Origin of the sequence: Citrobacter freundii ATCC 8090 = MTCC 1658 = NBRC 12681 (assembly GCF_011064845.1) — a bacterium.
Lineage (GTDB): Bacteria > Pseudomonadota > Gammaproteobacteria > Enterobacterales > Enterobacteriaceae > Citrobacter > Citrobacter freundii.
This window is the reverse complement of the sequence record NZ_CP049015.1, coordinates 2,527,063-2,540,730: the sequence shown is the minus strand read 5'-3', so window position 1 is coordinate 2,540,730 and position 13,668 is coordinate 2,527,063. Positions and strand designations below refer to the sequence as shown.

Genomic DNA, 13,668 nt, shown 5'->3' with positions numbered 1-13,668 from the left:
TGGTTGCCGATACGTACGGTGAACTGAATCTTTTTGACGACAACCTAACGCCGCGGCGTAACAGCGATAAACTGATGGAGGTATCTGGGAAAAGGGTAAAGGAACGCTCTGCTTTGCCGGACAAGGGATACAGCAACCGTGGGCGATGAAGAGAGACATGCTTTCACCACGTTATACAATCAGTTGCTGCAAGTAGTTTGATAGCCAAACTGAAAAACAAGGAGTTCATTCCACTCAACCGAACTTATCCATAGTCTATATTTTGACCTATCCAGACGATCAAACAAAAATTATAGATTCCTGAACATATAGACATATAAATAACAAGGTTATAAAGGTCGTGATTTCTACAACACAGGACCTCTGGATATGATGGATAAACTATACCAATATGTTTCAACGAAAGAAAACGTGGGAATAAATCTTTGTCGCATTTCTATTGCCATTGTATTTATGTGGATAGGATTGTTGAAGTTCATTCCCTATGAAGCAGATAGCATCGTTCCTTTTGTAGCTAATAGCCCATTTATGTCTTTCTTTTATAACGATCCGAGTAATTATACTCAGTTTATGAACCATGAGGGCGAATTAATAGAGGCTAACCGCGCATGGCATCATGCGAATAATACTTATGGGTACTCTACCGGACTTGGTATTGTTGAAGTCATTTTTTCATTATTAATCCTTGCTCATTATGTGTCACCAAAAATCGGCTTTTGGGGGGCAACACTTGCCTTCTTAACTCCTTTTGTCACTCTGACATTCCTGATATTTACACCAGAAACATGGGTAAGTGGCCAGGATTCTCACACCGGGTTTCCCTATCTTTCTGGCGCCGGGCGACTGGTCTTAAAAGACACGATAATGATGGCTGCGGGTCTTATTGCGATGGTGCATTCTGCCAAGTGTATCCTTGCACAGAATCAGCACGAGAGAGATTATACCGGCAAAGTATCCGCTGGTCTTAGATAGCTTTCCAGACTATCGTTAAATTAAGGATGTTGTGATGCTTCGGTCTCTAAAAAATATATTTATTACAGCTGCACTGTATCTGCTTATGACGGTAACCAGTCATGCTGCCAACACCGGGAATACTATGATCAAAACGTATAGTACTTATAATTACCAGCAGACCAGAGAGCATCTCATTGCTGCCATTGAGAGTAATAATCTTGTTTTTTTTGGAGAATTTGATCATGCGAAAGAGGCTAAAAATGCTGGACTAACCATGTTACCCACAACCGTCATTATTTTTGGCAATCCTAAAGGTGGCACATCATTAATGCAGGCATATCCTGATATGGCGCTCGATCTTCCCTTTAGAGTATTGATTCGGGAAGAGTCGGATGGACGTGTAGTCGTTGGATATCATCCGGTTGAGATATTACAGACTTATGGACCAGATACTGCGGCAATTCAACCCTTAAAAAATCTGGAAAAATTAGTTCAGAAAGCCATTCAGTGACCTGGCGACCAGGGTTCATCTGACGAGGCCTGGTCGTCACCCCCTCATTAAATAAATGTTAGTTTTTTACAATTACATAAAAATTCTGATAGTATACCCCCCTATAGTATATGGAGGGCGTATGCCGCATTCACCCGAAGATAAAAAACGCATTCTCACTCGTGTACGCCGTATTCGCGGTCAGGTTGATGCGCTTGAGCGCGCACTGGAATCTGGCGAACCATGCCTGTCGATCCTGCAACAAATTGCCGCCGTACGCGGCGCATCCAATGGTCTGATGGGCGAAATGGTTGAGATCCACCTGAAAGATGAACTGGTCAGTGGGGAGACAACACCAGACCAGCGAGCTGTGCGCATGGCTGAGATCGGCCATCTTCTGCGTGCTTATCTAAAATAACACCATCACCTTGCAATAATGGGAAGAGACAAATGAAATCACGTGCAGCAGTTGCATTTGGCCCCGGCCAACCGTTAAAAATTGTTGAAATCGACGTCGCACCACCAAAGAAAGGTGAAGTGCTTGTTAAAATTACCCACACCGGCGTGTGCCATACTGATGCTTTTACCCTCTCAGGCGACGATCCGGAAGGCGTGTTCCCGGCGGTACTGGGCCATGAAGGCGGCGGCATTGTGGTTGAAGTGGGGGAAGGCGTCACCAGCCTGAAACCGGGCGATCATGTGATCCCGCTGTACACCGCAGAGTGCGGCGAGTGCAAGTTCTGTAAATCGGGTAAAACTAACTTGTGTCAGGCCGTGCGGGCGACACAGGGCAAAGGTCTGATGCCTGATGGCACAACGCGCTTCTCGTATAACGGCGAGCCGATTTATCACTATATGGGCACCAGTACCTTCAGCGAATATACCGTTTGCGCAGAGATCTCGCTGGCGAAGGTTAACGCGCAGGCTCCGCTGGATAAAGTGTGTCTGCTGGGATGTGGCGTGACCACCGGTATCGGAGCGGTCCATAACACCGCGAAAGTGAAGGAAGGCGATACCGTAGCCGTATTTGGTCTGGGCGGTATTGGCCTGGCGGTGATTCAGGGCGCGGTGCAGGCAAAAGCCGGGCGTATTCTGGCTGTTGATACCAATCCGGAGAAATTCAAATTGGCTGGTGAAATGGGCGCGACCGATTTCATCAACCCAAACGATTACGATAAGCCGGTGCAGGACGTGATTGTTGAGCTCACCGACGGTGGCGTGGACTTTAGCTTTGAGTGTATCGGCAACGTTAACGTGATGCGTGCGGCGCTAGAGTGTTGCCATAAAGGGTGGGGCGAAAGCATCATCATTGGGGTGGCGGGTGCCGGTCAGGAGATCAAAACACGTCCGTTCCAGTTAGTAACCGGTCGCGTGTGGCGCGGTTCCGCGTTTGGCGGCGTAAAAGGGCGCACTCAGTTGCCGGGTATGGTCGAAGAAGCAATGAGCGGAAAAATTCAGTTAGATCCGTTTATTACGCATCGCCTGCCTCTGGAGCAGATTAACGAAGCGTTCGATTTAATGCATCAGGGTAAATCCATCCGTACCGTTATCCATTTTGGTGATAACTGATTCATTGGCCAGCGGATTTCACCGCTGGCACTTTCCTGAATTTTTTAGAATTATGTTGTGAAAGTGTGACGAATCCGGCGCTTTTCACGGTAAGTAAACTTCCCGGATTGCCGATGACTATCTAACGGGCGTGTTTTCACGCATAAACCCTACAAGAGAGTCGACGGTCATGGACAACACTACATCGATGCAAGCCCTGCATAAACTGGGCTTTCTGCATCAAATCCGGCTGGTTCCGCTGTTTTCCTCCATTCTCGGTGGCATCCTTCTGCTATTCGCCTTAAGTTCCGGGCTGGCAGGTTATTTTCTTATGCAGGCCGATCGCGATCAGCGCGATGTAACCGATGAGATTCAGGTCCGGATGGGGTTATCTAACAGCTCTAACCACTTACGCACCGCGCGCATCAACATGATCCATGCTGGTGCGGCGAGCCGTATTGCTGAAATGGATGACATGAAGGCCAATATTGCCGAGGCAGAAAAACGTATTAAGCAATCGCAGGACGGTTTCAATACTTATATGGCTCGTGCGGTGAAAACTACTGCCGGAGAGGCGTTAGACGCTGAACTGAGCGCCAATTTCAAAGCCTATATCGATGGCTTACAGCCTATGCTCAAGTACGCTAAAAACGGCATGTTCGAGGCGATCATCAACCATGAAAATGAACAGGCCAGACCGCTGGACTCTGCTTACAACAAGGTATTGTTAAAGGCGATCGATATTCGTACCGCCAGGGCGAATCAGTTAAGCGAACAGGCGCACCAACGTACACAGCTTGGCATGGCCTTTATGCTGGGGGCATTCGTTCTTGCGCTGGCACTGACCGTGATGACGTTTATTGTTCTGCGCCGTACCGTTATTCATCCTCTGTTACGTGCGGCCCAGCGCATTGAGCAAATTTCAGAAGGGGACCTGACAATGCCAGAGGAACCAACCGGGCGCAGCGAAATTGGGCGCCTGAGCCGTCATCTGCAGACAATGCAACGGTCGCTGGCGAAAACAGTGGGCACGGTACGTCAGGGCGCGGAAGAAATCTACCGCGGTACCAGTGAGATTTCGGCGGGTAATACCGATCTGTCTTCACGTACCGAACAACAGGCCGCGGCGATTGAACAAACGGCGGCCAGCATGGAAGAGCTGACGGCTACGGTGAAGCAAAACGCCGACAACGCGCATCATGCGAGTACGCTGGCGGAAGATGCGTCCGGCAAGGCCAGCCGGGGCGGTCAGATGGTCTCTGGTGTGGTGAAAACCATGGGCAATATCTCAACCAGCTCGAAGAAAATCTCTGAAATTACCGCCGTTATTAACAGCATTGCCTTCCAGACCAATATCCTGGCGCTGAACGCGGCGGTTGAGGCGGCGCGGGCAGGAGAGCAGGGGCGTGGGTTTGCAGTGGTGGCTAGTGAGGTGCGTACGCTGGCAAGCCGCAGCGCTCAGGCGGCAAAAGAGATAGAAGGATTGATCAGCGAATCTGTCCGACTGATTGACCAGGGCTCTGGAGAAGTCGTCGCGGCGGGCAATACGATGACGGATATTGTCGATGCGGTAAAACGCGTGACCGACATTATGCTGGAAATTGCGGCGGCCTCTGATGAACAAAGCCGGGGCATCGTCCAGGTAAGCCAGGCGATTTCAGAGATGGATAAGGTCACGCAGCAAAACGCCTCATTGGTTGAAGAAGCATCGGCTGCTGCGGCCTCTCTTGAAGAGCAGGCCGCACGCTTAACGGAAGCCGTCGGCACATTCCGTTTAACCGGGACAAGCGCAATTAGACGCGTTACACCTGCCGTTCATCCATCGGTTTCACTGCCAAAATCAAACACGGTAAATACGGATAACTGGGAAACATTCTGACAGGCCAGCCATCCGGTAATACGATCCTTTGTATTACCGGATTTACTATCTATTTGTACGTGGCACTAATAGTTCCCGCTGCGGTGAACGCGCCAGGGGTGTAGTCATCGCAGGTACTGTTATTGCTGGCGGAGGTGCAGGTGAGTAACCCGGCCATGGTGATATCTTTCGCCGTTACGATGGAACCAAAGTCGATGGACACTGAAGAATTTGTGTCATTCGCCGACAGATATTGCCGGGACGATCCCTCGTAAGAAACCGCCACTCCCCGTCCGCCCGCTGCTGAGGTGCCAGTTGTGGTATTGGCGAGAATAGACAACCCGCTATTATCATAAGCCGCTTTGGTCGACGTCAGTTTAAGGGTAACCCCTGAAGCATTAACGCAGTTGCTATTTTTCAAGGTGAAGGTTTTTCGTGGTTTGTCATTACCCACATCGCCAAAGTCGATGGTGGTGGGGGATACGGATAAATTACAGGTTGGCGTGGCGAATTTTACGGTGAATGAAGATGCGTTTACTGTAGCGACAACCTGTTGACTACTTACATCTTCATTCCCTGCTTTAAACCTGCCTACTTCACCATTTATAACAGGATGCGCTTCACCATTACCTATTGAGGAAACCACCCCACGCTGCCAAACTTCGATGTATAATCCAACAGGAAAACCTCCTTCTGCGGCATTATCGATCTCACGTGTCCAACTCGTATTAGACGGAATGTAAGCTGTATAAGTAGCATTAATAGAATTAGCTATGTAAATGTTATAATATATTCCAGGTATGCTCGTTGGAAAAAAAACTCTGTTGTAGCTATATTTTGTACTACCACTGGTGCTGGTATAACTATCGTATTGCGTACCGCTTGTTGCTGTGGATCTTCCATAAAAATCAGAACCATCATTACCTGTATTACAAGTTATGTGACCATATTCTCCCGCACTGAGCGTCCCCAATAGCACGGGTGTTGTACTGGATGGGTTATAATTATTCACGACTAACGTTCCCGCGCTTACCGTGCTGGTATTAATTTTGTCAAAATAACACTCCTTAGCCTGCACCTGATATGAATAAATTCCGTTCAACAGCAATGCCACAAAAGAAATTGATCGTGAAATCATCGTGCTCATATTAACCTGCCGTTTATCCATTATTTGTAGCTCACGCTGATTTGCACCTGACTTAATACGCCACCTGGAGTGACCGTTTTTGCTGAATCCACTTTTTGAAAACGAGCCGAAAGGGTGATATCAGAATAGGTAGTGGTTGAACCTTTATAGTTAACAATATTGACGGCAGAGGTATTGTCTTTATTAAGCACATTAATAGCAACTGGACTTGTTCTCCCCTCAAAGACCACAACGCCCACGTTTCCCGCTGCAGTCATCGGACCGGTATATTCATTCGGGAATATCTGATTACCGGTGAGTTGCGCTTTTTGCGGCTTAAAGCTCAACACCAGCGTTTTGGCGAGAGAGCCTGAATCACAGCGGAAGCTAATCTTCAGGGGCTGTGTGGGGACGTTACCCTTCGTTGTTGCTGATAAATTCGCCCATGCGCCGCCAGCGGCGAACTCGCTCGCGTCTAAGTCGCCCAAATCAACATCGGAGGCGGTGATGTCACAGCTACCAGTAACCAACTCCGCCTTAACCGTTAATACATTTGTATTGGTACTGTTCGCGGCCCATAGCGGCGTGGATATCAGCAATAAGGCTATTGGTATAAATTTCATGGTGGCTCCTACTGATAGGTGGTGGTGAACGTCAACGAACCGTTGAAGGTGCCACTTGTCGCGGTGGTTGAGTAAGACGTTGGACGCAGAGATAAAACCAGGTTCAGGGCCTTATTGGTGCGCTCAGTCGAGGTCCAGTCAAGCGGAGTACTACTATTGAGAACCAACAGAGAGTTTGGGGAGCCAGAACGATACAAAACCGCTGCTGCCCCGTTATCCCCACCCTTGAGTTCGGTTGGATAACCGCTGTAGACAGATGAGGCCTTAATTCCCGTTTTCATCCAGGTCACTGTCTGGTTTGTACTGGAGCCGATCGTACATTTGCTGTACTGCAACGAAAAATCTTTCAGCGTGTTAGCGCCCTGAGCCTCCAGTTCTGCGCGGGTTAATACACCAAAATCGATGGTCTGGTTCACCGCTTTGCTTGAACCAACAACAATATTGACGGTGCAGGTCATAGCAAGCAAATTGGCCTTAAAGTTAACCACGACATCCGCCGCAAAGAGATGCGGGCTGCATAATAGAAAAGAAACAAGCATTACCTGGCGCATAAGCTACTTTCCGGCTCCTGGCATCTGGCAAACTAACGTCTCCAGATGAATTGATTTTCCGATCATCGCGGGCGCGTCAGGGATCTGGTAGGTCACATCGCAGTAGCTTGCCGCGTCGCTCCCCCAAATAACCTTCAGGCTGCCACGTTGTTCGATCCCGCGTAAAAAGGCGCGGCCCGCCTGACCCATTGCGCCAACGGATTTTCCCTGCTCATTGAGAATGTTCGCGCCCAATGGAATGAAACTGTTATCACTACGTCTGAGCGTGACAAACACCGATTGACCTTGCTGGGTGGCGAAGGTGACTTTCACCACGGCACCATCGCGCGGAACCACGGCGGCGGAGGTATTTTTCACTTCGACGTCCGCCTTGATGGTGCTGAGATCCAGTCCGACGGTATTCTCGGCATAAGGTGAAAGACTGGTGGCAACTGCGTATCCGGCACTGTCAATCTCACCATACCCATTGGTGGTGGTCGCGCCATCTGCACCTTGCGCTTCAATAAGGGCTATGGCGCTTTGTGCGTTGACATTACCCGGTAACAGCGTCAATCCACCGCTGTGTAACAGCACACCGCCGTTATTGTTTAGGGAATACTGCTGGTTATGATTTTTATCGACTGTAGCGGAAACGCTGGTCGCTCCATGCGCGCCGTTATAGGTGGAATATCCGCTGACGGAATAGGTGTCTTCTCCCTGGCTGGCCTGGTTAGCGGTAGTACTGAGGCTGTAGTTCCATTTATTGTTGCTACTGTTACCACTGGCCGTACTGGTGAAACCATTGTTGCCGCTAAAGTCGCTATTGGCGCTGAGGTTCAGACTGGAGAATGCTGGTTGATCGTTTTGAGCGTTGCTACCAAAAGGAATACTCAACCCAACGTACAGGCTGTCATCTTCATCACCCCATTCGTTATAACTACGCTGCAGCGAGATATTCCACGAGATGGTGCGGAAAGTATTGCTGTAGCCCAGCGAATACTGAGACGTTTTGTCTGAGCTACCCCAATAACTCGTCCAGGTGCCGCTGAGATAGAATGAGCCGTAATCCTCTCCGTTGAGGACAATAGGTTGATTGACGTTAGCCTGAAGCTCATTTTTGGAATGACTGTAGCTGTTGCGATACGCATCGTTACGGTTAGTATCGTGATCGTCGCTATAACTATCGATGCTATTTTGCAAAGAGATGACGTCATTAAGCGAGAGGTAATCTTTGGTGCTGTATCGATAGGCGCTAAAGCTGAAATTGGTCTGTGTTGCGTCCAGCACATTACTGTAGCTTACACGGTAACTCTGCCCCTGCAGAGCGCCAATATCTTCAAGTGAAGCACGAGAGTGGATAACATCGACTGCGATAGCACCAAGACGCGTATTCATCGCCAGACCCAGCATCCCCGCCAGATAGTCTTCTTCCATTGACTGTATGCCGCCATACAGCGTGAAAATATCGCTCAGTCCATAATTACCGTTCGTGGTGAGCACCCAGGGGGAGTCGCTGTTGTCATTGTTGTCTAATGTCCCAACGGCAAAATCCCAGTCAACTTCACCCTTGGTCATTAACTGAGCAACAGAGGCATACGGTACGGTGAATAACCGTTTTGACCCATCAGCTTCTTCCACGGTAACGTCGAGGTCAGCGCCGTTGATTGCCACATAATAATCCTTCAGAGCAAAAGGACCTGGGGGAACGGTGGTTTCATAGATGATGCGCGACTGCTGTCGTACGGTAATTTTGGCATTACTGTTGGCCACGCCGTTGATGACGGGAACGTAGCGACCATCATGCGGATCCATGCGTTTGTCGTTATACAGATGTATGCCTTTAATGCCGATACTATCCAGTACTTCGCTGCGAGAGGTGACCTGGCCCAGTTCCATTTGTGCCCGCATAGGGGGTAAATCCCGTGCTAAATAGAGATCGTAGTTGTCCCAGGTTGCACTATCGTCTTTTGTCCAGTTCAGCGCGCCGCTGGAGCGTAACCGCCATGCTCCAAGGTTGAGACCATAGCCGAGCCCCAGATAACCACTGTCAGAGGCGCTACCGTCATTTTCACTGTGATAACCGCTGAAGCTCCAGTTCAGTATTGCAGCAGGAATACCGGCATCCCAGCGTGCGGGGTTGACATAACCCGCAGGGTGGCTGACGAGAAACAGTTGCGGAATTGTGAGCATCAGGATCTGTGAATTAGGATCGTAACTCACGCTGGATGAGGGGTAATAATCCGCCAGGATATAGCATTGCGATTCACCTTCGTCCGCATCTGCCGTGGGGAGTTTGCTTACATCAACGTTTGCTTCATCGAGCACCTCACGAGTCAGGCAGGGAGACGCGTTCGGGGTGTGGTTGTCAATAAACTGGATCTTTGCAGTTTGCTGTTGCTCACCGTTAATCCAAACTGAGACGGTATATATACCGGGTTTCACCGGGTTGCCGCGTGCATATTGTGACACGTCGATTGCCGATTTTTTACCTGCATTGCTGAAGATAAAGTCATCGTTGAATTCAATGTAATTATCGTCAGCAAAACCTGTCTGACAAATAGCCAATAATACCCATACTGAGGTCGCTAACCGGTGTTTTGACATTGACATAGAGCAATCCTTGCACGCGTTTTTTTATTTATCCGTTACGTCAACGTTAGCCCCGTAATCATTGACTGCTGTCCATGAAACGGATTCTAGCCGGGGAGTGGTGAGCGTTTTCACTTCATAGCTGGCGCTGGAAAAAGGGGCGACCATGTCGGGCTCAATTTTGTATTTTTTCCCCCCGGAAGTGATGTTAGCGCCAACAAGCGAAACAAAATAAGGAGAGTCATTTTTCGCCGTCGCCCAAATTTGTTTACCTTGGTTTGCAAGGCTCCATTTCAGATGTTGGATTGCGTCATCCGCCGAACCAGGAAGGGATGCGGGGCGATAAAAAACCTTGATGCGGGTTTTCAGCGCGATCTGCAGCTGATTTGATTTAGCGGCATCTTTATTTTTTCCGGGGATTTCAAGTGCATTAAACCAATACACGCTTTCACGATCGGTGGGTAACGGTTGCCCGTCCCAGTTTAAGCGTACGGTCAGTCCCTGTTTAGGATCGACCCGACTGACTGGGGGGGAGGCGATAAAAGGAACGTTTAAGGTTTGCGGATCAACATCTTCATGACCATCGTCTAACCAGGACTGGACTAATAAAGGTTGTTGCCCCTGATTAACCATTTTAATTAGTGCCTCCTTCGCGTCGGAAGGGTAAATAACACGGGTAGCGTTAATCACTATGCTGGCGACTGACGAATAGCTAAAAGAGATAGCGGCAGAAAATATAATTAATCTGAATGTATTTTGTGGAATCATATCATTTGTGTCTTGGTTAAATAGCTGCAACCTTGAATTAAAGTTGCAGCAGAGTTATTAACTAATGTTGATCTTATACAGCTTGTTAGGGGTAGGTTGTTACAAAGGTGGTATTCGCTTTCACTACACCAACAGTCGGCGTACCAGAACCTGAGTAGATATAACCGACGGTATAATTAAATACTGCACCGTTGGTGGTATCGTAAGTGGCTTCAGATTGCGGTGTGGCTGATGTAAAATCGATAATGGTACTGGTTGCGGTATCTTCTACCTGGAAACCCGCATCTTTATCTCCTGCGGCAGCGTTTAACAATGCTTTGCTGGTGCTATTGTAATTACCGGTTGTTGAAAATTGCCCTTTTACTTTACCACCCGCTGGTTCAGTGGCGCAGTTTTTAACGGTGATCTGAAATTTGGTTTTCATCGCAGGACTACTGACAGCCGCTTGCATCGCAGGAACAGTGATATCTGGCAGTTTGACCTCTTTGGAAGCAGAAATACCATCAATACTGACATCACAGGTTGATGATGTAATATTTCCTGAAAAATCAATGTTTGCAGAATCAGAACCAGCCGCTTGGGCCTGAAAAGTAGCACCTGCGACCAGAAGCGCTACTGCGCTTAAACAATTAACAAATTTCACGTTATTTTCCTTAATAACAAATTAAATGGCGAAAACATTATATGTCGTGAGATTCTGACTGAATAGCGGGTGAAGCTGAGGTTAGTGTTTTTTAAGAATTTGTTTAGAGGTAATAGCTAATTATTTAATGTAATATGAAATTAACTTAATTGGATTGATTTTTTATTCTTCATTGAATTCCAAGAAGAAATTTTTAGATGTAAGTTTGTGTCGGGGATTTCGTCCGCCATTATTCGACAGAGATATCATCAATAATAAGTGTTGCTTAAATTGCTTTTAAGAAAAAATACGCTTTTAGCTGTGTTTTATGACGGTTTCACCGTCCATATATTGAACATTTACATGAATTGGGCCTGTAGGTACTAACAGGCCCAATCATCAATACGATTAAACAGGTACGGTTTTGCGTATTGCGGCGATAAGGATCTGCGCGGCCTGAGAGAGTTGCACATCGACACGAGTAAGAATCCCGATGGGTTCACCCGCCCCGTGGGTAGGTATCGGCAACGATACCAGCGTCGCCTGGCGTAAATCCTCTCTAACCGCACCTGAAGGGACAAACCATACATAGTCGTAATCAACCGTCAGTTGGCGGGAGAGCGATGCTGACAGTGTTTCAATGCAGCCAGGCGGCATTTTACAGCCCTGACTTTGCAACAATGCTTCTGCGTGCTGGCGAGGCGCGGTTCCTTTTGGCGAAACCACCACCGGCCACTCCATTACCCGACTTAACGTGATGGTTTCCTGCAACAACGGGTGGTTAGGGCGCACGACCAGTTTAAGTGATTCCAGAAACAACAATTCATAATTCAGACCGACCATCAATTCCGGATCGGCCATGCGACCAATGCCAAGGTCGATTTCCCCGGATTTTAAACCTGCCAGAATCATCGGATTGCTCATGGTGGCGACTTGTAGCGTGGTCTCCATTTGCTGCTTGTGGAAAGGACCAATTACCGCAGGCAGAATGCCCAGTGCCGCGGTGGGTAAGGCCCCAATCCGTACGATATCAGTCTGCGATTCTTCGCGCTGATTTAACGCTTGCCCGGCAGTGTTGAGCGCATCCAGCACTCTTACCGCGTGGGTAAGAAACTGCTCTCCTGGCAGCGTTAACTGCGCGCCAAGGCGGCCACGCTCAAAGAGCCGGGTCCCGGTCAGTTGCTCCAGTTCATTTAGCGTTTTGGAGAGTGCCGGTTGACTCAGGTTAAGGGTCTCAGCCGCACGCCCCAACGTTCCCTGCTGTGCAACGGCGACAAAAGTATGAAGATGGCGCAAGCGAATGCGCTGATTGAACAGAACATTTTTTTCCATAAGCGATGTTAAAAACAGAGCCGTATCGGTGACAAGTAAAGTTGTTTGTTTTTGATAACCTGATAGCAAAATATTATTAACATTTATCATGTTTTATTTACAACTGATTTATTTTGCTTATGTTTTGTACAGCGTTGCTGGGTGGTGGGATCATGGAAGGGAGTATGTTCAGTCGTTATACTTTGGTTATTGTTTACTTTTGAACGATTTCTCTTCACAAGGCACTGATGAATGATACATGTAATAGGGCACCTTAATCCCGATAGCGATGCCATCTGCACCGCCGCAATGACGGCTCGTTGGCTTAGCTTACGTGGCCAGCAGGCGACGGCATGGCGTTTGGGCGAGCCTAACCGCGAAACGCAGTTTATCTTTGAGCATGCGGGGCTGACGATGCCTGAACGGTTGACGTTTGAACTGACCGATCGTGACGTCTGGCTGGTCGATTTCACCGAGCCTGCCCAGGGGCCGGAATCGTTGACAGAAAGTAACGTGGTGGGAATTATCGATCATCACCGACTTGGTGGGTTAGTCACCCGTCTGCCACCGGAAGTGTGGGTGAAGCCCGTCGGCAGTAGCGCAACCCTGCTGTGGCAACTGATGACGGAAGATGAACGCAACCAGTTATCTTCCGCTGAGGCTATTTTACTGCTCGGCGCCGTATTGAGTGACACTGTCACGCTTCGTTCACCAACAACCACCACTGACGATCGCCTGGCGGTTGATGCGCTGGCCCAAAAAACCGGAGTGGATCTTGACGCTTTCAGTCGCGACCTGCTGTCAGCCAAAACAAGTGTGGAAGGGATGAGCGCCCGCGAACTTTTGCAGAAAGACATTAAAACCTTCACCATCCATGGACATTCAGTCTGTGTAGCGCAGCTTGAACTGTATGCGCTGCAACAGGTGGATGCGGTGCTGGACGATCTCCGTCAGGAAATGGCGCGCTATGCAGAGGAAAAGAATGCTGCGTTGGTCGTGCTGATGCTTACCGACATCAATCTGGGTGACACCAGCCTGTGGTTTGCTGGAGCAGAACTTTCAGACATCCCGCAACCCTGCAAGGTAGAAGGTATGCTTAGCCGTAAAAAACAGATGCTCCCCTGGCTGGAAAGCCATTTGAAACCCCGTCAGTAGGTACTGTTCATCGTTTATATGGGTGGGAAGTTTACGCGGGGTCACACTTTGTAAATTCTTCCCACCGGAGTCAGCGGTGTTTTCTACACTCCAG

At 48.7% G+C, this 13,668-nt stretch carries 13 protein-coding genes and 1 pseudogene; 7 read left to right on the top strand and 7 right to left on the bottom strand.

Annotated features, from left to right (window positions below; genetic code table 11):
- Positions 1-20 precede the first annotated feature (20 nt).
- The 6 genes and pseudogenes from G4551_RS12190 to G4551_RS12165 all read left to right on the top strand — a co-directional run.
- Positions 21-196: pseudogene (locus G4551_RS12190) on the top strand (DUF4113 domain-containing protein); the annotation flags it as partial.
- 176 nt (positions 197-372) lie between these two features.
- Positions 373-972, top strand: coding sequence for a reactive chlorine resistance membrane protein RclC (gene rclC, locus G4551_RS12185; protein ID WP_032939118.1), 600 nt, complete (start codon positions 373-375; stop codon positions 970-972).
- A gap of 34 nt (positions 973-1,006) precedes the next feature.
- Positions 1,007-1,465: a DUF302 domain-containing protein gene (locus G4551_RS12180; RefSeq protein WP_008322331.1), complete on the top strand. Its 459-nt coding sequence runs from the start codon at positions 1,007-1,009 to the stop codon at positions 1,463-1,465.
- Between the two features lie 121 nt (positions 1,466-1,586).
- Positions 1,587-1,862 carry a metal/formaldehyde-sensitive transcriptional repressor gene (locus G4551_RS12175; RefSeq protein WP_003020296.1) on the top strand — a complete coding sequence of 92 codons (276 nt, stop codon included), beginning with the start codon at positions 1,587-1,589 and terminating at the stop codon, positions 1,860-1,862.
- 32 nt (positions 1,863-1,894) lie between these two features.
- Positions 1,895-3,013, top strand: a complete 1,119-nt coding sequence (locus tag G4551_RS12170; RefSeq protein WP_003836086.1) for an S-(hydroxymethyl)glutathione dehydrogenase/class III alcohol dehydrogenase — start codon at positions 1,895-1,897, stop codon at positions 3,011-3,013.
- A gap of 169 nt (positions 3,014-3,182) precedes the next feature.
- Positions 3,183-4,871 (top strand): methyl-accepting chemotaxis protein, encoded by a 1,689-nt coding sequence (locus G4551_RS12165; protein WP_003836088.1) that lies wholly within the window; start codon positions 3,183-3,185, stop codon positions 4,869-4,871.
- Positions 4,872-4,920: 49 nt separating this feature from the next.
- Here G4551_RS12165 and G4551_RS12160 read toward each other — a convergent pair whose 3' ends face one another.
- The 7 genes from G4551_RS12160 to pcaQ form a co-directional block, all read right to left on the bottom strand.
- Positions 4,921-5,997 (bottom strand): fimbrial protein, encoded by a 1,077-nt coding sequence (locus G4551_RS12160; RefSeq protein WP_016150292.1) that lies wholly within the window; start codon positions 5,995-5,997, stop codon positions 4,921-4,923.
- 20 nt (positions 5,998-6,017) lie between these two features.
- Positions 6,018-6,599, bottom strand: coding sequence for a fimbrial protein (locus G4551_RS12155; protein ID WP_003836094.1), 582 nt, complete (start codon positions 6,597-6,599; stop codon positions 6,018-6,020).
- A gap of 8 nt (positions 6,600-6,607) precedes the next feature.
- Positions 6,608-7,150: a fimbrial protein gene (locus G4551_RS12150; RefSeq protein WP_003836095.1), complete on the bottom strand. Its 543-nt coding sequence runs from the start codon at positions 7,148-7,150 to the stop codon at positions 6,608-6,610.
- A 3-nt stretch (positions 7,151-7,153) separates the two neighbouring features.
- Positions 7,154-9,739, bottom strand: coding sequence for an outer membrane usher protein (locus tag G4551_RS12145; protein ID WP_003836097.1), 2,586 nt, complete (start codon positions 9,737-9,739; stop codon positions 7,154-7,156).
- Between the two features lie 24 nt (positions 9,740-9,763).
- The gene (locus G4551_RS12140; protein ID WP_032935666.1) at positions 9,764-10,486 is read right to left on the bottom strand and encodes a fimbria/pilus periplasmic chaperone; all 723 of its coding nucleotides are present in this window, start codon (positions 10,484-10,486) and stop codon (positions 9,764-9,766) included.
- Positions 10,487-10,571: 85 nt separating this feature from the next.
- Positions 10,572-11,129 carry a fimbrial protein gene (locus G4551_RS12135; protein WP_003836101.1) on the bottom strand — a complete coding sequence of 186 codons (558 nt, stop codon included), beginning with the start codon at positions 11,127-11,129 and terminating at the stop codon, positions 10,572-10,574.
- A gap of 387 nt (positions 11,130-11,516) precedes the next feature.
- Entirely contained in the window at positions 11,517-12,440 is a 924-nt protein-coding gene (pcaQ, locus tag G4551_RS12130) for a pca operon transcription factor PcaQ (RefSeq protein ID WP_003836104.1), read from the bottom strand.
- Between the two features lie 231 nt (positions 12,441-12,671).
- Between pcaQ and G4551_RS12125 the strand changes: the two genes are divergently transcribed.
- Entirely contained in the window at positions 12,672-13,574 is a 903-nt protein-coding gene (locus G4551_RS12125) for a manganese-dependent inorganic pyrophosphatase (RefSeq protein ID WP_003020285.1), read from the top strand.
- Positions 13,575-13,668: the final 94 nt, after the last annotated feature.